At 72.0% G+C, this 18,900-nt stretch carries 18 protein-coding genes; 6 read left to right on the top strand and 12 right to left on the bottom strand.

Annotation, left to right across the window (positions count from 1 at the left end; translation table 11 throughout):
• Positions 1-137 precede the first annotated feature (137 nt).
• From RM446_RS09490 to RM446_RS09475, 4 genes are all read right to left on the bottom strand, one after another.
• Positions 138-938, bottom strand: a complete 801-nt coding sequence (locus RM446_RS09490) for a succinate dehydrogenase/fumarate reductase iron-sulfur subunit (protein ID WP_311544815.1) — start codon at positions 936-938, stop codon at positions 138-140.
• Complete coding sequence (locus RM446_RS09485; RefSeq protein ID WP_311544814.1) at positions 935-2,872, bottom strand: fumarate reductase/succinate dehydrogenase flavoprotein subunit; 1,938 nt, start codon at positions 2,870-2,872, stop codon at positions 935-937. Before RM446_RS09485 ends, RM446_RS09490 begins: the two co-directional genes overlap by 4 nt.
• A 102-nt stretch (positions 2,873-2,974) precedes the next feature.
• On the bottom strand, positions 2,975-3,793 hold the full coding sequence (locus RM446_RS09480; RefSeq protein ID WP_311544813.1) for a hypothetical protein: 819 nt from the start codon (positions 3,791-3,793) through the stop codon (positions 2,975-2,977).
• Between the two features lie 402 nt (positions 3,794-4,195).
• Positions 4,196-5,137 carry a LysR family transcriptional regulator gene (locus RM446_RS09475; protein WP_311544812.1) on the bottom strand — a complete coding sequence of 314 codons (942 nt, stop codon included), beginning with the start codon at positions 5,135-5,137 and terminating at the stop codon, positions 4,196-4,198.
• Between the two features lie 79 nt (positions 5,138-5,216).
• Between RM446_RS09475 and RM446_RS09470 the strand changes: the two genes are divergently transcribed.
• From RM446_RS09470 to RM446_RS09460, 3 genes are read left to right on the top strand one after another with little or no spacing between them, the layout of a single operon-like run.
• A complete protein-coding gene (locus RM446_RS09470) occupies positions 5,217-5,918 on the top strand; it encodes a succinate dehydrogenase cytochrome b subunit (protein ID WP_311544811.1) in 702 nt (233 codons plus the stop codon).
• Positions 5,919-7,859, top strand: a complete 1,941-nt coding sequence (locus tag RM446_RS09465; protein WP_311544810.1) for a fumarate reductase/succinate dehydrogenase flavoprotein subunit — start codon at positions 5,919-5,921, stop codon at positions 7,857-7,859.
• Positions 7,856-8,605: a succinate dehydrogenase/fumarate reductase iron-sulfur subunit gene (locus tag RM446_RS09460; RefSeq protein WP_311544809.1), complete on the top strand. Its 750-nt coding sequence runs from the start codon at positions 7,856-7,858 to the stop codon at positions 8,603-8,605. Before RM446_RS09465 ends, RM446_RS09460 begins: the two co-directional genes overlap by 4 nt.
• A gap of 116 nt (positions 8,606-8,721) precedes the next feature.
• Here RM446_RS09460 and RM446_RS09455 read toward each other — a convergent pair whose 3' ends face one another.
• From RM446_RS09455 to RM446_RS09435, 5 genes are all read right to left on the bottom strand, one after another.
• Positions 8,722-9,324 (bottom strand): TrmH family RNA methyltransferase, encoded by a 603-nt coding sequence (locus tag RM446_RS09455; protein ID WP_311544841.1) that lies wholly within the window; start codon positions 9,322-9,324, stop codon positions 8,722-8,724.
• A 79-nt stretch (positions 9,325-9,403) separates the two neighbouring features.
• Complete coding sequence (locus tag RM446_RS09450) at positions 9,404-9,781, bottom strand: hypothetical protein (RefSeq protein WP_311544808.1); 378 nt, start codon at positions 9,779-9,781, stop codon at positions 9,404-9,406.
• Between the two features lie 176 nt (positions 9,782-9,957).
• Entirely contained in the window at positions 9,958-10,410 is a 453-nt protein-coding gene (locus RM446_RS09445; protein ID WP_311544807.1) for a DUF3054 domain-containing protein, read from the bottom strand.
• Positions 10,411-10,718: 308 nt separating this feature from the next.
• Complete coding sequence (locus tag RM446_RS09440; protein WP_311544806.1) at positions 10,719-11,126, bottom strand: hypothetical protein; 408 nt, start codon at positions 11,124-11,126, stop codon at positions 10,719-10,721.
• Positions 11,127-11,591: 465 nt separating this feature from the next.
• The gene (locus RM446_RS09435) at positions 11,592-13,829 is read right to left on the bottom strand and encodes a prolyl oligopeptidase family serine peptidase (RefSeq protein WP_311544805.1); all 2,238 of its coding nucleotides are present in this window, start codon (positions 13,827-13,829) and stop codon (positions 11,592-11,594) included.
• A gap of 119 nt (positions 13,830-13,948) precedes the next feature.
• On the opposite strand from RM446_RS09435, the gene mshB reads away from it, so the two are divergent.
• Together mshB and RM446_RS09425 are read left to right on the top strand one after the other, a co-directional pair.
• A complete protein-coding gene (mshB, locus tag RM446_RS09430; protein WP_311544804.1) occupies positions 13,949-14,809 on the top strand; it encodes an N-acetyl-1-D-myo-inositol-2-amino-2-deoxy-alpha-D-glucopyranoside deacetylase in 861 nt (286 codons plus the stop codon).
• A 105-nt stretch (positions 14,810-14,914) separates the two neighbouring features.
• Entirely contained in the window at positions 14,915-15,376 is a 462-nt protein-coding gene (locus RM446_RS09425) for a hypothetical protein (protein ID WP_311544803.1), read from the top strand.
• Between the two features lie 31 nt (positions 15,377-15,407).
• Here RM446_RS09425 and RM446_RS09420 read toward each other — a convergent pair whose 3' ends face one another.
• The 3 genes from RM446_RS09420 to RM446_RS24900 all read right to left on the bottom strand — a co-directional run bounded on the left by RM446_RS09420 (position 15,408) and on the right by RM446_RS24900 (position 18,269).
• A complete protein-coding gene (locus RM446_RS09420; RefSeq protein ID WP_311544802.1) occupies positions 15,408-16,364 on the bottom strand; it encodes a site-2 protease family protein in 957 nt (318 codons plus the stop codon).
• Between the two features lie 217 nt (positions 16,365-16,581).
• Positions 16,582-17,916: a hypothetical protein gene (locus RM446_RS09415; protein WP_311544801.1), complete on the bottom strand. Its 1,335-nt coding sequence runs from the start codon at positions 17,914-17,916 to the stop codon at positions 16,582-16,584.
• Between the two features lie 89 nt (positions 17,917-18,005).
• A complete protein-coding gene (locus RM446_RS24900; protein ID WP_311544800.1) occupies positions 18,006-18,269 on the bottom strand; it encodes a putative acetyltransferase in 264 nt (87 codons plus the stop codon).
• Between the two features lie 172 nt (positions 18,270-18,441).
• Here RM446_RS24900 and fdxA point away from each other — a divergent pair, with 172 nt between their 5' ends.
• Positions 18,442-18,765: a ferredoxin gene (gene fdxA / locus RM446_RS09405; protein ID WP_311544840.1), complete on the top strand. Its 324-nt coding sequence runs from the start codon at positions 18,442-18,444 to the stop codon at positions 18,763-18,765.
• Positions 18,766-18,900: the final 135 nt, after the last annotated feature.

Raw genomic sequence — 18,900 nt, 5'->3', positions numbered from 1 at the left:
GATCCGCCGGGAACCACCCGGCGCCGGTGCGGGCGGCGGCGGTGCGCGGGCGGGCGCCGCGTGCGCCCGGCGCGCTGCCGGGCGCACGACGCGCCGCCGCCTCCTGCCGGGGGCCGCCGGGGCGGCCCCCGCTCGGGCTACTGCTCCGGTGCGGAGGAGGGCGTGCGGGTATTGGGCGGCAGGGGGGTGTCGGCGCCCTTGCGCAGGCCGATCTTGGAGCCGAGCCACACCAGCGGGTCGTACTGCCGGTCGGCGACGCGCTCCTTGAGGGGGATCAGCGCGTTGTCGGTGATCTTGATGTTCTCCGGGCAGACCTCCGTGCAGCACTTGGTGATGTTGCAGTAGCCCAGCCCGAACTCCTCCTGGGAGATCTTGCGGCGGTCGGCGGCGTCCTCAGGGTGGAGCTCCAACTCGGCGGCGCGCATGAGGAACCGGGGGCCGGAGAAGGCCTCCTTGTTCTCCTCGTGGTCGCGGATGACGTGGCAGACGTCCTGGCACAGGAAGCACTCGATGCACTTGCGGAACTCCTGGGAGCGCTGCACATCGGCCTGCGCCATCCGGAAGTCGCCGGGCTCGGAGCCCTCGGGCGGCGTGAACGACGGGATCTCCCGCGCCTTCTGGTAGTTGAAGGACACGTCGCACACCAGGTCGCGGATGACCGGGAAGGTGCGCATGGGGGTCACGGTGATGCTCTCGTCCGGTTGAAACGTGCTCATCCGCGCCATGCACGCAAGGCGCGGGCGTCCGTTGATCTCGACCGAGCACGAGCCGCACTTGCCCGCCTTGCAGTTCCAGCGCACGGCCAGGTCGGGAGTCTGCGTGGCCTGGAGGCGGTGCAGCACGTCGAGCACGACCTCACCCTCGTTGACCTCGACCTCGTACTCGGCCAGGTCGCCTTCGCCACCGCCGCGCCAGACGTGGAACGTCCGCTTGGTCATCGGTTGTCCTCCTTCGCGGTCTCGGTGCCGTCGGACCGGTCTGCGGGCGGAAGTTCCTCCTCGGTGAGGTACTTGCCCAGCTCCTCGCGGTCGAACAGCTCCATCAGGTCGGGGCGCAGCGCGTCAAGCGGCTGGCGGCGCAACCGGATGCGGCCCTCGCGCAGCGAGAGCACGAGGTTGCTCCGCCGCCACTCCGCCGACATCGCCGGGTGGTCGTCGCGGGTGTGGCCGCCGCGCGACTCCTCGCGCTCCAGCGCCGCCCGGGCCACGGCCTCCGAGACCAGCAGCATGTTGCGCAGGTCCAGTGTCAGATGCCACCCGGGGTTGTAGACGGTGCCGCCCTCAGCGCGCACCCCGGCCACGCGCTCGCGCAGCTTGTCCAGCGACTCCAGCGCCTGCTCCATCTCCGGGCCGCGCCGGATGATGCCGACCAGGTCGTTCATGGTCTGCTGGATCTCCTGCTGCAGCTGGTAAGGGTTCTCGCCGGCCTCGTGCTCGAAGGGGGCGGCGGCCTCCGCGCCGAGGCGCTCGATCACGGCGGGGTCGGCGGCCGGGCGGACGTCGCCGAGCCCGTCGAGGTAGGAGGCGGCGCCCAGGCCGCAGCGGCGGCCGAACACCAGCAGGTCCGACAGTGAGTTGCCGCCCAGCCGGTTGGAGCCGTGCATCCCGCCGGCCACCTCGCCGGCGGCGAACAGCCCGGGCACCAGCGAGGCCCCGGTGTCCGGGTCGACCTCGACGCCGCCCATCACGTAGTGGCAGGTGGGCCCCACCTCCATGGGCCCGGCGGTGATGTCGACGTCGGCCAGCTCCTTGAACTGGTGGTGCATCGACGGCAGCCGCCGCATGATCTCCTCGGCGGGCAGCCGCGTGGACACGTCCAGGAACACCCCGCCGTGCGGTGAGCCGCGGCCCTGCTTGACCTCGTTGTTGATGGCCCGGGCGACCTCGTCGCGCGGCAGCAGCTCGGGCGGGCGCCGGTGGTTGGCGGGGTCGGCGTACCAGCCGTCGGCCTCCTCCTCGGACTCGGCGTAGTGCTCGCGGAACACGTCGGGCACGTAGCCGAACATGAAGCGGCGGCCCTCGGAGTCGCGCAGCACACCGCCGTCGCCGCGCACCGACTCGGTGACCAGGATGCCCTTCACCGACGGCGGCCAGACCATGCCGGTGGGATGGAACTGCACGAACTCCATGTTCAGCAGCGTTGCCCCGGCGCGCAGCGCCAGTGCGTGGCCGTCGCCGGTGTACTCCCAGGAGTTGGAGGTGACCTTGAACGACCTGCCGATGCCGCCGGTGGCAAGGACGACCGCGGGCGCCTCGAAGACGAGGAACTCGCCGCTCTCGCGGACGTAGCCGAAGGCGCCGGCGATGCGGGTGTCCTCGCCGCCGGGCTCGCCGTCGAGCAGCAGTTCGGTGACGGTGGTCTCGGCGAACACCTTGAGCATCGCCTCCGGGTGGCCGAGCTCGGCGGCGTCGGCCTGCTGGAGCTGGACGACGCGCTGCTGCAGGGTGCGGATCATCTCCAGGCCGGTGCGGTCGCCGACGTGGGCCAGCCGCGGGTACTCGTGCCCGCCGAAGTTGCGCTGGCTGATGCGGCCCTGCGGTGTGCGGTCGAACAGGGCGCCCCAGTACTCCAGCTCCAGGATCCGCTCCGGCGCCTCCTTGGCGTGCAGCTCGGCCATGCGCGGGTTGTTCATGAACTTGCCGCCGCGGATGGTGTCGCGGAAGTGCACCTGCCAGTGGTCGCTGCTGTTGACGTTGCCCAGGGCCGCAGCGGCGCCGCCCTCGGCCATGACCGTGTGGGCCTTGCCGAAGAGGGACTTGGAGATGACGGCCGTCTTCTTGCCCTGCTGTCGGGCCTCGATCGCGGCGCGCAGGCCCGCGCCGCCGGCTCCGATCACGACGACGTCGTAGCTGTGCCGTGTTGTCTCGGACATCTTCCTGACTTTCGGTTGCGCCGGTTCCGGCGTGGTCGCGCCCGGGCGCTTTGGGCGCCGGATACCCGCGGTTGGGGGCTGCGTGCTGCGGATCCTGCGGTGCTAGCCGAAGATCCGCGGGTCGGTGATGGTCCCGCTCGCGACCAGCGCCACGTAGAGGTCGGCGAGTACCAGCGTGCCCAGCGTGATCCATGCCCACGTCATGTGCCGGGTGTTCAGCCGCGAGATCTGCGTCCACATCCAGTAGCGCACGGGCTTGCCGCCGAAGCTGTTCAGTCGGCCGCCGAAGACGTGCCGGCAGGAGTGGCAGCTGAGCGTGTAGGCCCACAGCAGCACAACGTTGGCGATGAGGATCAGGTTTCCGAGCCCGACCCCGAACCCGTCCGCGAGGCCGCCGTAGAGCGCGAGTCCCGCGTCGTAGGTGTTGATGAGGCTGATGACGACGGCGATGTAGAAGAAGTAGCGGTGCAGGTTCTGGCCGATCATCGGGAACCGGGACTCGCCGGTGTAGCGGCCGTGCGGCTCGCGCACGGCGCAGGCGGTGGGGGCCTGCCAGAACGAGCGGTAGTAGGCCTTGCGGTAGTAGTAGCAGGTGAAGCGGAAGAGCAGCAGGAACGGCAGGCTGAACAGCGCATAGGGCAGGAACCAGGGGAACTCCCAGGGCAGGGTCCCGAAATGCGCTGACTCGGGCACGCAGGACGCCGACAGGCACGGCGAGTAGAACGGCGTCAGGTAGTGGTAGTCGGCCACCCAGTAGTTGTCCTGCTGCAGGACGCGGGCCAGCCCGTAGACCAGGAAAGCGGTCAGCCCCAGCACGGTCCACACCGGGCCTGCCCACCAGCGGTCGGTGCGCAGGGTCCGTGCGGCGATGCGGGGGCGCTTGAGTCCGGCCCGCTCCGGCGGGGGAAGCGTCGATGTCATTTCGCTGCGTCTCCATCTTGGCGCGGGCGGCCCCGTCGATGGCGGAGCGCGGGGCTCGGGCCGCTCCCGCAGCCGTCTGATCAGGCAGTGCGGACGGTTAGGGAAGCCACGTTAGGGCGCAGCGATCACGAATTCAGCTCGAAAATTGCCCGAAATGAATGTGAAAAATGCCACGCCGCATATTCGCGGGTGGCTGGTTTGTGAAGAAATAGAGCATAAAGAGGTTTTTGGGAATTAAGTTCCTTTTGTGAGGAATGAAGGCATATGCCCGCTATGTGAAAGTAAGTCGAGCCTTCATGAACGAAATTTATCGCATTTCCACGCCGCGGGTGCAACGCGGCGCACGGCGCGCCGCCGCGGCGTCCCGTGTGCGTCCGCCCGCGTCCGGCGCCGCCGCATCGTTCAGTGGTGCAGCGGAGCGATGACCTCCAGGTCTTCGCCGAGGTCGTCGCGGGTGAGGTGGGTCAGGTAGGCCATGAGGTGCCGGCGGAACGCCCGCGCGGTGTGCGAGGGGTCGACGTCCTTGCGGTGGGCCAGCGCGATGGTGCGCAGCAGGCGCGGCTGGGCCAGCGGCGTGCCGCGCAGCCCCGGCCGGTTCTTCAGCACCATGCTCGGCACCACCGCGATGCCCAGGCCCGCCTCGACGAAGCGCAGGACAGCGTCCATCTCGCCGCCCTCGACCGCGAGCCGCGGTTCGAAGCCCGCGGCGCGGCAGGCGTGCAGCGTCGCCTCGCGCACGTCGTAGCCGTGCCGGAACATCACCAGTGGGCGGTCGCGCAGGTCGGTGATGCGCATGGACGCCCGCTGCGTGGGCGGCGGCGCGTCGGCCGCGTGCACCACCACCAGGTTCTCCCGCAGGATCGGGGTGGTCACGAACGCCGGGTCGTTGCTCTGCAGGGGAAGGATGATCAGCGCCAGGTCCAGTTCGCCGCGGCCCAGTGCGCGGATGAGGTCCCGCGAGCCGCTCTCCTCGACCTGCAGGCCGACCCCGGGGAACCGGTCGTGGAAGCCCGCGAGCGCCTCGGCGAGCAGCCCGGCGCACAGCGAGGGGGTCGCGCCCAGCCGCAGGCGCCCGCGCCGCATCCCGGCGAGCTGCTGCACCTCGTGGCGCGCCGTCTCGGTGTCGGCGACGATGCGCTGGGCCAGCGGCAGGAGCGCTTCCCCGGCGGGGGTGAGTGTGATATTTCCCCGCGCCCTGCTGAACAGGGAGGCACCCAGCTCTTCCTCCAGGTTGCGGATCTGGCGGCTCAGGCTGGGCTGGGCGACGTGCGAAACCTCGGCTGCGCGGGTGAAATGGCGCGTCTCGGCCACCGCGAGGAAGTACGCCAGCTGCTGGAACTGCATGACCATAGCGTACGGCTATGGACACCAGCACTCTCATGACTTAGACGTTGTTCTTTATCAAGTCTTAAAGTGACGAGTTGTGGCGAACAGTACCCTGACCAAGCAGCGATCGGAGGCACTCGGCTCCACGGTGGCCCTGAAGTCCGCGATGGCGGTCACCGGCGTGATCCTCGTGCTCTTCCTGATTGCGCACATGTACGGCAATCTCAACGTGTTCGCGGGTCGGCAGGCCTTCGACAACTACTCCCACCACCTGCGCGAGCTTGGCGAGCCCATGCTGCCCCACGGGGGCTTCCTGTGGATCATGCGCGTGGTGCTGCTGGCGAGCGTCCTCATCCACATCTACGCGGCGGTCGTGCTGTGGCGGCGCGCCGGCCGCGCCCGCCCGGTGCGCTACCAGGTCACCAAGCGCGTGCAGCGCAGCTACTCCTCCTACACGATGCGCTACGGCGGCATCGGCATCGCGCTGTTCGCGGTGTTCCACGTGCTGCACCTGACGACCAACACCATCCATCCGGGAGGCCCTTCGGACAGCCCGTATGAGCGGATGGTCTCCGGCTTCCAGCCGGAGTTCTGGTACGTCACCCTCTTCTATGTGGCCGCCGTGCTCGCCGTGGGCTTCCACCTCCGGCACGGGATCTGGAGTGCGCTGACCACTCTGGGCGCCAACCGGCAGAGCCGGCAGCGCTCGCTGAACATCATCGCGACCGTGATCGCGGCGGGCCTGACGATCGGCTTCCTGCTCACGCCGCTCTCTGTGACCTTCGGGCTGGTGGGATAAATGAAGGACATCTACATCGAAGGCGACGAGATCCGCGACGAGAAGGCGCCCGCGGGACCCGTCGCCGAGCGCTGGGACAAACGCCGCTTCTCCGCGAAGCTCGTCAACCCCGCCAACCGCCGCAAGCTGTCGGTCATCATCGTCGGCACCGGCCTGGCCGGCGCCTCGGCGGCCGCCACGCTTGGCGAGGCCGGGTACAACGTCACGTCGTTCTGCTACCAGGACAGCCCCCGGCGTGCGCACAGCATCGCCGCGCAGGGCGGCATCAACGCGGCCAAGAATTACCGCAACGACGGCGACAGCATCTACCGGCTGTTCTACGACACCGTCAAGGGCGGCGACTTCCGCTCGCGCGAGTCCAACGTCTACCGGCTCTCCCAGGTCAGCGTCGAGATCATCGACCAGTGCGTGGCCCAGGGCGTGCCGTTCGCCCGCGAGTACGGCGGCCTGCTCGACAACCGGTCGTTCGGCGGCGTCCAGGTCTCGCGGACCTTCTACGCCCGCGGGCAGACCGGCCAGCAGCTGCTCATCGGCGCCTACCAGGCCCTTGAACGCCAGGTCCAGGCCGGCACCGTGGAGATGAACACCCGCCACGAGATGCTGGAGCTGATCGTCGTCGACGGCCGGGCGCGCGGCATCGTCGCCCGCGACATGGTCACCGGCGAGATCGAGACGCACTTCGCCGACGCCGTCGTGCTGTCCTCCGGCGGCTACGGCAACGTTTTCTACCTCTCGACCAACGCCATGGGGTGCAACGTGACCGCCACCTGGCGGGCGCACCGCAAGGGCGCGCACTTCGCCAACCCCTGCTACACCCAGATCCACCCCACCTGCATCCCCGTCAGCGGCGACTATCAGTCCAAGCTGACGCTGATGAGCGAGTCGCTGCGCAACGACGGCCGCATCTGGGTGCCCAAGGAGGCCGGAGACGAGCGCGACCCGCGCCGGATCCCGGAGGACGAGCGCGACTACTATCTGGAGCGCATCTACCCCTCCTTCGGCAACCTGGTTCCGCGCGACATCGCGTCGCGCGCCGCCAAGAACGTCTGCGACGAGGGACGCGGCGTCGGCCCGGGCGGCCTGGGCGTCTACCTGGACTTCGCCGACGCGATCAAGCGCATGGGCCGCCCGGCCGTCGAGGCCAAGTACGGCAACCTCTTCGACATGTACCAGCGCATCACCGGCGAGAACCCCTACGAGCTTCCGATGCGCATCTACCCGGCCGTGCACTACACCATGGGCGGGCTGTGGGTCGACTACGACCTGCAAAGCAGCATCCCCGGCCTGTTCGTGACGGGTGAGGCCAACTTCTCCGACCACGGCGCCAACCGCCTGGGCGCCAGCGCCCTGATGCAGGGTCTGGCCGACGGCTACTTCGTGCTGCCCAACACCATCAACGACTACCTGGCCGCGGGCCCGTTCGAGAACGTCGACGAGAGCACCCCGGAGGCCGAGGAGGCTGCCGAGGCGGTGCGCGCACGCATCGACAAGCTTCTCTCGATCAACGGCGACCGCACCGTCGACTCCTTCCACAAGGAGCTCGGCCACATCATGTGGGACTACTGCGGCATGGAGCGCAGCGAAGAGGGCCTGCGCAAGGCCGTCGAGCGCATCCGCGAGCTGCGCGAGGAGTTCTGGCAGAACGTCCGCGTGCTGGGCGAGAACGAGGAGCTCAACCAGTCGCTGGAGAAGGCCGGCCGCGTCGCCGACTTCTTCGAGCTGGCCGAACTGATGTGCATCGACGCGCTGCACCGCCGGGAGTCCTGCGGCGGGCACTTCCGCGCCGAGAGCCAGACCGAGGACGGCGAGGCGCTGCGCCACGACGACGAGTTCGCCTACGTCGCCGCGTGGGAGTTCGGCGGGACGGGCGAGCCGCCCGTCCTGCACAAGGAGCTCCTGGAGTACGAGTACGTCGAGATGAAGCAGCGGAGCTACAAGTGAACATCACCCTGCGCGTTTGGCGCCAGAAGGGCCCCGACGACAAGGGTCGGATGGTCACCTACAAGGTGGAGGACGTCTCCGAGGACATGTCCTTCCTGGAGATGCTCGACGTCCTCAACGAGAAGCTCATCCTTGAGGGTGAGGAGCCGGTGGCCTTCGACCACGACTGCCGCGAGGGGATCTGCGGCGCCTGCGGCGTCGTCATCGACGGCGAGGCCCACGGGCCCGAGACCACCACGACCTGCCAGCTGCACATGCGCAGCTTCTCCGATGGCGACACCATCACGGTCGAGCCGTGGCGGGCCAAGGCGTTCCCGGTCATCAAGGACCTGGTCGTGGACCGCGGCTCGTTCGACCGGATCATCCAGGCCGGCGGCTACGTCAGCGCGCCGACCGGGACCGCGCCCGACGCCCACGCCATGCCGGTGCCCAAGGCCGACGCCGACCGCGCGTTCGACGCGGCCACCTGCATCGGCTGCGGCGCATGCGTGGCCGCCTGCCCCAACGCCTCCGGCATGCTGTTCACCGCAGCCAAGGTGACCCACCTGGGCATGCTGCCGCAGGGCCAGCCCGAGCGGGAGGCCCGCGTCGTCCAGATGGTGAACCAGCACGACGAGGAGGACTTCGGCGGCTGCACCAACATCGGCGAGTGCGCCGCGGTGTGCCCCAAGGGCATCCCTCTGGACACGATCTCCCAGCTCAACCGCGATCTGCTGGGCTCGCTGACCAGCAGCCAGTCCGAGTAGCCGCGGACGAGCCGCGCATCCGGGGCCGTTCCGCGCACAGCGGGGCGGCCCCGCTCGCTTCAGCGCACGTTCTCGCGCACCGGTCGCGGGGTGCCAGGGGCGGGCGGCGGAAGCGCTCAGGGCCGCTGCTGGAAGACGTGCGCCCGGACCCAGGCGTGCATGGCGATCGCGGCGGCTGCGCCCGCGTTGATCGAGCGCGTGGACCCGTACTGCCCGATGGACAGCACGGACTCGCACACCGCCCGCGCCTCGGCCGAAAGCCCGGGACCCTCCTGCCCGAAGACCAGCACGCACGCGCGCGGCAGCGGGTACGTCTCCAGCGGCACCGCGCCCGGCAGGTTGTCGACGCCGACGAGGGGCAGCCCGCGCTCCCGCGCCCAGGCGACCAGGTCGGGGGTGTCGGCGTGGTGGTGGACGTGCTGGTAGCGCTCGGTCACCATGGCGCCGCGGCGGTTCCACCGGCGCCGCCCCACGATGTGCACGGCCTCCGCGGCGAACGCGTTCGCCGTGCGCACCACCGAGCCGATGTTGAAGTCGTGCTCCCAGTTCTCCACGGCAACGTGGAAGGGGTGGCGCCGGGTGTCGAGGTCGGCGACGATCGCCTCGCGGCGCCAGTACCGGTAGCGGTCCACGACGTTGCGGCGGTCGCCCTCGGACAGCAGCTCGGGGTCGTAGTGTCCGCCCTCGGGCCAGGCCCCCCGCCACGGCCCCACCCCCACCTCGTGCCGGTCGCCGCGGGCACCGGGGGTGTCGGGGGCTGCGGGGTCGGGAAGGGCCTGGTCGGTCACGCGCCCCAGCTTAGGGGCGGTCGAAGCGCACACCGCCGTGGATGTCGCGGGCCTGGACCACCGAGCCGCTGACGTCGCCCTGCACCGTGTTGACCACACCGCCGTCGGCGGCGCCGAAGTGCGGGCGCAGTGCGTCGGTCAGCCTGCCGATCGCGGGGTCGGATGCAGCAGCGGAGTCCAGGTGCCCGGCGAGCGCCTCGACGGCCTCGTCGTCCTCGTTGTCGATCTGAGCGGCCTCCAAGGCCCCGCGGGCCTGCGGATCGTCGCGGAAGCGTTCGATGACGGCCTTGCGCAGGCCGCGCAGGGCGGATACGGCGTGCTCGGTCATCGGTTCCACGGCCTTGCCGGCTACGGCGGCGGCGATGGCGATGAGCACCTGGTCGACCACAGGGCCCTCCCGGGCGTCGGACGTTGAGGGGGAAGTCGCGGCTTTCCTCGCCCCATACTCTCGGATCCGCGCCCGCCCCGCCAGGGATGCGTCGGCACCGGGCGCCGCCCCGGGGCCGCCCCGGAGTCGCGGCGCTGCGCGGGAGGGCTCAGCACCCGTTGATCTTGTAGCCATCGTCACTGGAAATCGTTTTCCTTCACGATAGCTACAAGATCAACGGGTCGGGCGGTGTCCGCGGTGTCCGCCGGTGTCCGCGGCGGCGCGGCGGCGCGGCGGCGGACCAGGGCGGCCAGGGCGCGCCAGCCCAGCAGGGCGGCGGCCAGGAACAGCGCCGTCACAAGGACGAACGAGAAGGGGGCGTCTTCACCGGTGGCCTCACGAAGCTGCACCGCCCCGCCCACCGTGACCAGCAGCACGAGCCAGCCGGTCGTCAACACGGCCTTCGGGTTGCGCCACGGCCGCCACGGCAGCACCGCCAGCCATCCCGCGACCAGTGCTGCGGCGAAGGGCCAGAGGGTGTGCGCAACGCCGACCGGTGTCAGCCCTTCCGCATGGTTGATGCGCCCGATCACCACGAAGACGAGTACGAATGCGGCGTCGAGGAGGATGGCCGGCAGGACGAAGCGCATGGCCGCAGTCTAGGGAATGCGGGCCGTCCTCCCGCCCGGGGGCGGTGGCGCGGGGACGGCCCCGAAGGCCCGGGGAGCCGGTCGGCGTACCGGGGAGTGGATGCGGGTGGGATACGCCGACCGGCCTCGCGCACCCGGGCGTTGCGATGCGCGAGACTCCGGCGCCCCTGTCGGCACCGGAGTGCTCGTGAAGCCGCCGAGCCGGCGGGGCGCCGCGTGCGCACTGCGTACGGTGCCTGCCCTGCGCCCATGCGACATATCGGTCCGTTCCCGGCTATTGCCACATACCGGCGAGCCTCGTCGGCAGCTTAGCCCGTGAGTAGGTTCGGCCCGAACTCGTGGGGCGCCGGATCCTCGGCCACAGCGGCGTTCCGGCGTCCCGCGCCGGTCCGCGGACCGGGCCGGAACGTGACGCCCAGACCCTCGCCCGCGGTGCCCGGGGCGCCGGGGCCGAGCGCCTCGCCGAGGCCGGCGCGGAGCCGCGCCGCGGCGGAGCGGGCGACCTGCTCCGCCCGGGGTACCGCCGCGCCGTCGCCGGTCGGCGCCGGATCGGGGGTGTGCCGCGGTTCCGGGCGCGCTGCGACGGGCGGGGCCGCGGAGACGGACATGTCCTGCGGGACCGGGGTGCGGTCGGCGGTCGTCGCGGCACCGGCGACGAGCAGGCCGAGGGCGACGGCTGCGCTGCCGCACGCCAGGGCGAAGGGGGACTTGCGCACTGCTGTTCTTTCAGGGGTAGCGGGGTGGCGGGCCCCGCCGACGAGCGGGGACTCAGCGGGGACCCGCCGGCGGCAGGCGGTCGTACGCAAGGAGAGGGACACAAGACCGCCGTGCCCGCCCACCGACTTTCGGTGAGCGCCCGAAACCCTAGGTCATGGTCGGCCGCCGCGACAGCCGGCGGAGCGCTAGCGACGTCACCCGACGTCGCCCCCGCGAGGGCGCGGGCGCCGCCCGGGCGCCCGGGCGGCCCCCGCGAGGCGCCGGGAGTGGCGCAGTGGCCGCATGAGCGGGCGCTGCAGGGTGGCTGCACCAGGGGTCACCCACCGTGGCAGTAGGCCCGAGAATTGGCCGGATCAGGCCACATTCGTCTGCCAACCCGGGTGCGGGTGGTGCGTCACCGCGCAGCACGTCGATCTTGTAGCCATCGTGAAGGAAAACGATTTCCATGCACGATGGCTACAAGATCAGCGAGGGTTCGGGCCGGAGCCCAGGGACCGGTGCAGGAACTCCACCTGCAGCAGCAGCAGGTTCTCCGCCGTGGTCTCCTCCGAGGCCATATGGGTGATGCCCGACAGCGGCAGCACGGTGTGGGCCCGTCCCGCCGCCAGCAGTGCCGACGACAGCCGCTGGGTGTGGGCGAAGACCACGTTGTCGTCGGCCAGGCCGTGGATGAGCATCAGTGGGCGGTTCTGCCCGGCCCAGCCCTCCAGGACGCTGGAACGCGCGTAGGCCTCCGGCCGGCCCTGCGGCGTACCCAGGTAGCGCTCGGTGTAGTGGGTGTCGTACAGGCTGAAGTCGGTGACGGGAGCCCCCGCCACCGCCGCGTGGAAGACCTCGGGCCGGCGCAGCACCGCCAGGGACGCCAGGTAGCCGCCGAAGGACCAGCCGCGGATCGCGACCCGATCCAGATCCAGGCAGCCGAAGCGGGCGGCTGCGTCGTGCAGTGCCGCGACCTGGTCCTCCAGCACCGGCCCCGCCAGGTCGCCGTGGACCGCCTGCTCCCATTCGACGCTGATTCCCGGCGTGCCGCGCCCGTCCGCGATCACCACCGCGAACCCCTGGTCGGCGAACCACTGCGACGTGAGGTAGGCGCTGCGGGTGCGCAGCACACGCTGTGCGTGCGGCCCGCCGTAGGGGTCCATCAGCACCGGGAGCCGGGCAGCGGTGCCCTCGGCGTCCGGGTCGTACCAGGACGGCAGCACCAGCGCCGAGGGCACGCCCCGTTCGCCCGCCGACCAGAAGCGCACGTTGGGCACCGGCAGGTCGGGTGCCGGGGCGAAGCTCTCGACCGCGCCCGCGACGACCGGTGCGCCGCCGGACTCGGCGCCCCGCATCAGCACCGTGCGCACCCCGTCGGCGTCCATGCCGCGGCGCTGGACGACCAGCGTTCCGCCGCCCAGCCTGCCCGAGAGAACCGCACCCTCCCCGCCCGGCCGGCCGCCGCCGGAGGCCTCATGCGGCACCTCGACCGCAGAGGTCTGGCCGGTGGCCGTGTCCAGCAGCCACAGGCCCACCTCGCCGGGCCGTCCGGCCGGGGAAGCCGAGTAGAGCACCCGGTCGCCGTCGACGTCGGCCACGGCCCGCAGGTAGGCGCCGCCGGGCGGGCCCGACTCGCGGCCGCCCACCAGCAGGGCGCGCCGCCCGTCCTGCTCGCCGCGCCCGATCCACACCAGTTCGCGGCTCGCGGTGAAGGCCGGCACGCCCGGCATGTTCTCGACCCACGTTGCGTCGGTCTCGGCGAGCTCGCGGACCGCCTTACCTGTGAGCGGGTCGGCCCGCAGCAGTGCGAGCGTGCGCTGGTCGCGGCTCTGTGCGGTGAACACGACCTCGGGGGGCGCCCCGGTACCGGAGCCCGCCGGGGCCCCGCCGCCGGCGCCGCGGCCCGTCCACCCGGCGCGGGCCAGGTAGGGCAGCTCGTCGCGGTCCCAGTCGATCCAGCGCGGTTCGGCGAGGCCGTCCCCGTCGAGGCTCAGCACCGCGAGCCGCACATCGGCGTTGGGCGTGCCCGCCGCCGGGTAGGCCATGGTCCGGGCGGCGGCGTCGGGGTTGGCGGGGTCGCTGATGGTCCACCTGGCGACCGGCGAGTCGTCCACGCGGGCCGCCAGCACCGCCGAGCCGTCGGGTGCCCACCACAGGCCCCGGTAGCGGCTCATCTCCTCGGCGGCGACGAACTCCGCCAGCCCCCACGCGACCCCGTCGCCGTCCGGCTCGGCCAGCACCCGGTCGCCACCGCCGTCGAGCCCGACGACGTGCAGCGCGCCGCCGCTGACGTAGGCCGCGGCGTCGCCCTTCGGAGAGACCGCCGGGTCCACGACGGGCGCGACCGCGGCCGCGACCCCGCTGGGCGCGGCGCCGCCTGCGAGGTCGGCCGTGTACAGCCGCCCCGAGAGCGTGAAGACGGCGCGGGTGAAGTCCGCGTCGACGGTGTAGGAGACGATGCCCGCGCCGGTCTCGCGCAGCCGCTCGCGGCGGGCGCGCTCCTCGGCGGGCAGGTCCTCGTCGTCGGCGCCGATGGTGCGCGGGTCGGCCACCACGCGCTCCGCAGCCTCGTCGAGGTCGCGTATCCACAGGCACGTCGCGGCGTCCTCGCCGTTCCTACCGCGCAGGAAGGTGACGCGCCTGCCGTCCGGTGAGACCTGGAACGCGCGCGGGACACCGATGGTGAACCGCCGTGTGCGGGCTTGTTGCCGGGGAAAGCTCATGCGTCGATTGTGGCGCATCGCCCGCGGGGGCGGCCGCCGGACGCGGGTCTGCGGAGCGCGTCCGGACGTGCCGGGCGCAGTGCCGTGCAGAGGGCCCCGACCGGGGTATCGTCCAGACCATGACAGATCGGCGACTGCTCCTGGTGCACGCCCATCCCGACGACGAGTCCATCGTCACCGGGGCGACCATGGCCAAGTACGCCGCTGAGGGCGCCGAGGTCACGCTGGTGACGTGTACGCGCGGCGAGGAGGGCGAGATCATCCCGCCCGAACTCGCGCACCTGGGCTCCGACCGGGACGACACCCTCGGCGAGCACCGTGTCGGCGAGCTGGACAAGGCCTGCCTGGCGATGGGCGTGCGCGACCACCGGTTCCTCGGCGGCCCCGGCCGCTACCGCGACTCCGGAATGATGGGCGCCGCCGCAAACGAGCGGCCCGACTGCTTCTGGCGGGCCGACGTGGAGGAGGCAGCGCACCTGCTGGCCCAGCTCATCCGCGAGGTGCGTCCGCACGTCGTCGTCACCTACGACGACAACGGCGGCTACGGCCACCCCGACCACATCCAGGCGCACCGCGTCGCCGTGAGCGCGTTCCAGAAGGCCGCCGAGCGCGCCCTGCCCGGTACGCCCTGGCAGACACGCAAGCTCTACGCCGTCGCCCAGCCCGGCTCGGTGCTGGAGGAGTCGGTCGAGCGGCTGCGCAGCGGCCCCGGGCCGTTCCGGGCGCCCGCGACCGCCGCCGACATCGCGCCGGGCACCCCGGACCGCCTCGTCACCTCACGCGTGGACGCCTCGGCGCACTGGGCGGCCAAGGTGCTGGCGATGCGCGCGCACGCCACCCAGATCAGCGTCGACGGCGAGCTGTTCGCGCTCTCCAACGGGATCGCGCAGGAGATCCAGGCGGTCGAGTACTTCAGCCAGATCGCCGGCCCGGCGGCGCGCCGGGGGCCGAACGGCCACGAGACGGACCTGTTCGCCTGACCCGCCGCCGGCCTACCCGCCGGCGGGACGGGCGGGACGGGGCCCATCGGGCCCGCGTCCGCCGCGCGCCCGCGACCACCAGCAACGCCAGGAAGGCCTCCCGTCGTGACCGCACAGCAGCAGCCGCACCCACCCCGCCCGCCCGGCGCCGCGGCCGAGCGCCGCACGGGGGCGGCGGAGCGGATCGCCGATCCGGTCGTGACCGGACTGGGCTACACGGTGCTGCTCGCCGCGGGAGCGGCGGTCGGCTTCGGCGGCTCGGTCATCGCCGGGTGGCTGTCCTACCTGTGGCTGGCGGGACCGGCGGGGCAGGCGGCGGCCGCCGTGGCGCTCCTGGCGGCGCTGGCCGCGCTCTTCGCCGCCTGCCGAGGGGCGGGCTGGGGGATGGGCTCGCGGTTGGGCGCCGTGCTCCCGGCGCTGGGCTGGGCGGCCGCCGTGTTCTCGCTGATCGCGGTGACCTCCGGCGGCGACATCGTGCTGACCTCGACCGTGATCGACTACTGCTACCTCTTCGGCGGCCTCACCGCCGTCGGCATCGCCGCCGTGACGACCGAGCCCGGCCCCTGAGGCGGCACCGAGCACCGTGGCGCTCCCGGCGTCAGGACACCCAGAACCGCAGCAGCACCTCGCCGAACCCGACGTCCACCTGCGGCATCCCCAGGCCCGCGAACACCTGCGTCATCAGCCGCGGCACCTCGACGTTGACCTGCGGCACCCACAGCACCGCGAACACCGCGATGACCCCGAACAGCCCCCACGGGCGCACCCGCTCGGCGATTGCGCCGGGCAGGTACGGCGCGACGACGCCGAAGCCGTCCATGCCCGGTATCGGCAGGAGGTTGAGCACCGCCGCGGTGAGGTTGAGGTAGCACAGGTACATCAGCCCGCCGAGCATCCAGTTGTCGGTGAACATGCCGGAGGGCACCAGAACGGCAACGGCGGCGGCAGCCGCGGCGGCGAGCAGAAGGTTGACGGCGATCCCCGCGGCGGCGACCAGGCTGCGCCGGGCCCGGCTCGGCACGGCGGAGTCGTCCAGATAGGTCGCCGGGCCCGGCAGGCCGATCCCGCCCAGCAGCAGGAACGCCACCGGCATCAGCAGGCTGGAGAACAGTTCGCGGAAGCGGAGGGGGTTGAGCCGCAGGTAGCCGCCGCCGCGCAGGGAGCGGTCGCCGAAGCGGTAGGCGAGCGCGGCGTGCCCGTACTCGTGCAGGACCAGTGAGGCGATCCACCCGGTCAGGATGAAGACGAAGGGCAGGTAGACCCGCGCGCCGTCGCCGGTCCAGTCGACCTCGGCTCGCGTCCAGGAGAACCAGCCGGCCAGGCCGACCACGCCCAGCAGCAGCACGAAGACCGGGCTGGGCAGCAGGTCGGCCGCCGATCGGCCGGCGGGTGCGTCCGCATCGGGGGAGTCGGCGTCCGCACGCTCTGCGCCGGCCTCGCCGCCGTCCCGGCCCTCGGCCGCCTCCTCGGGCGCCCCGGGGTCCTCGGCGGTGGCCGCGGCGTCCGGCCGCGGTGCGGCGTCTTCTTCCCGGTCGGTGGGCTCAGGCGCGGGCATGGTGCTCCAGCTCGTCGGATAGCGGATGTCGGCAGGCCGGCGACGGGCCGCGCGAGTCGCGCTCGGCGAGTCGCGCGGCGCCGGGTGGCGCGGTGCGCGGGGGATCGGCGGCGGCGCGCCGCCATCCAGGCTAGGCGCACATCCCCGGCCCTGCGCACCGGGTCGCCGAGCGTGCCGCCCGCTGTGCGGCGGGCGCCGTCCCGTCGGCGGCGGCTGGCTAGAGCGAGGTCGGAGGAGTGGTCGCCGAGATGTGCATGGCGGTCAGCGAGAAGGCGTGCCCGGCCTTGGTGAGCTGGTGGCTGCCGCCCTCGCCCAGCAGGTCGCCGCCCACGACGAAGCCGAGCGTCTCCAGCAGCCAGGTGACCGTGATCAGCACCGAGCCCACCTGCTGGGTGTCGGGAAGGCGGCTGGAGGCTTCGTTGCCCCAGCCGGAGTCGGCGAGCACCAGGCGGGCCTCCTCGGCGATGTCGCCGCAGGTGTCGCGGGCGTGGCTGCCGGTCGAGCGCGACGAGAAGGACAGCAGAAGCCCGAGCAGGGTCTCGGTGGCGGCCTGGGCGAACCCGTCGGTGTCCAGTACGCTCTCGGCCACTGCACGCCACAGCGCCTCGGTGTCGTCGTGCAGCATCCTCCCGCGCCGGGTGAGCACCAGGCGACGGCCCGACTTGCGCACCGCCCGCATGGTGCGAAGCAGCTTGTGCAGCGCGATGAGCTGGGTGGAGTCGGTCTCGCTGCGCGGCGGCGAGGGAGAGGTGCCCCAGTCGAACTCGGCGCAGAGCTCGCGGACCACGCTGGGCGAGATGTAGCCGATCTGGGTGAGCCCGATGCCGTCGTCGGCGTAGTCCAGCAGCCGCACCACCGGCGCCAGCGCGGCCGCGGCGTCGGGCGGGGTCTCGGCCCCGCTGATGAGCTGTCCCAGCAGCGGCCACAGCCGCTGGCGGTGGGGGTGCGAAGGTGAGGACAGCCAGGCGCGCACCCGCTCCTCGCGCACGCGGTCGAGTCTGCTGCGGCCCTGCGGGTCGGGCTGGGTCAGGAACGCCCGTGTGCGCTGCTGCTGGGTGTTGCGCCAGGCGGGCGTGCCCGGCCGCAGTTCCTCCAGTGCGACGGCGAGCTCCAGGGAGGCCGAGGTTGCCTGGTAGGCCGCGATCTCGGCCGAGCCGAGCGTGCTGCCCCAGGTCAGCTCGGGAAGGTCGGGCGGCTCGACTCCGGAGGCGCGCATCGCCCGGCGGTAGGCCTGGTGGCCGGAGTCGTGGCTGACCCGGTGGTTCTCCAGGATCTCGCGGGTGGTGCCCGACGTGCAGATGGCCGCGTAGCGGTCCAGGCCGAGCAGGGAGAACAGGCGGCCCAGCGAACGGGCCGCGAACGCCCGCTCGGCGGAGTCGGCGGAGAAGCGCACCGGCAGCACGTACCAGCAGAACTCCTGGACCGTGTGCTGGGTCAGCGCCTCCAGGTTGCGGCCGTCGGTGAGCGTGGACAGCGCCGTCTCGGCGACCTGGGCGGCCCGGCCGTCGGAGCGGGCGAGTTGGGCGAGGGCGGAAGCGACGGTCTCCTGCATGGCGTGAACTCGCCACCTCCCCCTTCAACATCGACGGCGGCGAAGCACCGCGGGGCGCGCCCGCGGTGCGGCTCGCGCGCGGCGGGGCGCTAGCCGTCCGTCGTCGGCCTCTCGGCCCCCCGCCTGCGTATGGGCGGTCGTTGCGGCACGATACGGCTTCCCGCGACGTCCTCGGCAGTGACCTCTGTCACATTTCCGTCGCGCCGGCGAAGTCGCAGAACGCCGTCCTGCCAGGACTCCAGTACCCCGACGATATCCCGGAACCCCCCGCCGGGCAGCCGGAGGCGCACAGTGGCGCGCCGACCGATGTCGTCGGGGGTCAGCTCCTGCCGCAGGCGCGGGCCAGGACCCATGGGATCGACCCCCAATTACGCGGAAAAGCCCGGTGGGCGCAATACTGGAGACTGCGAATCGTGTGTCAGATGCCCGGCGGTCCCGCTCCGGACTCCCGGCATCGCCCAGGCTATGTGACAGCGAAGACACTTACGCGCGGTCAACGTGGCGAAGACCGAAGAGGAGTACGACGTGACCTACGTCATCGCGCAGCCCTGCGTCGATGTGCTCGACAAGGCGTGCATCGAGGAGTGCCCCGTCGACTGCATCTACGAGGGCAAGCGCATGCTCTACATCCACCCGGACGAGTGCGTCGACTGCGGCGCGTGCGAGCCGGTGTGCCCTGTGGAGGCCATCTACTACGAGGACGACCTTCCGGAGCAGTGGTCGGAGTACTACAAGGCCAACGTCGAGTTCTTCGACGAGATCGGCTCTCCCGGCGGCGCTTCCAAGGTCGGCCAGCTCGACACCGACCACTCCGTGGTCGCCAAGCTGCCCCCGCAGGCAGAGGAGTAGGGCGCGGCGCTCCGTTAGGCCGCGCACGGCGGTCCGCCCCTCGACCGGGCGGGCCGCCGGTAGCGGCCTGGCCCGCCCGCCGGACGTGCGGAGCCGCCGCGCCGCGGCGGCGGCACGTCGCATGACCGGTACCGC

This window comes from Streptomonospora wellingtoniae (genome assembly GCF_031845375.1).
GTDB lineage: Bacteria > Actinomycetota > Actinomycetes > Streptosporangiales > Streptosporangiaceae > Streptomonospora > Streptomonospora wellingtoniae.
This window is presented reverse-complemented; position numbering and strand designations above follow the sequence as displayed.